The 233-nt window shown below is 71.7% G+C and carries 1 pseudogene; it reads left to right on the top strand.

Annotated elements, in window-relative coordinates:
* Positions 1-233: pseudogene (locus CCN44_RS46965) on the top strand (diaminopimelate decarboxylase); the annotation flags it as partial.

Raw genomic sequence — 233 nt, 5'->3', positions numbered from 1 at the left:
TCGGCCTGTCCATCGCCGACGGCTACGCCCAGCACGCCATCACCCGCATCCTGGACCAGCCGCAGCTCGACCTCACCGGCCTGCACTGCCACCTGGGCTCGCAGATCACCAGCGTCAAGCCGTACCTCGTCGCCGTACGCCGCCTGGTCGGCCTGATGGCCCGCCTGCACGAGCAGCACGGCCTGGTCCTGCCCGAACTCGACCTCGGCGGCGGCCACGGCATCGCCTACCGC

It is taken from the genome of Streptomyces tricolor, from assembly GCF_002155905.1.
GTDB lineage: Bacteria > Actinomycetota > Actinomycetes > Streptomycetales > Streptomycetaceae > Streptomyces > Streptomyces tricolor.
This window is presented reverse-complemented; position numbering and strand designations above follow the sequence as displayed.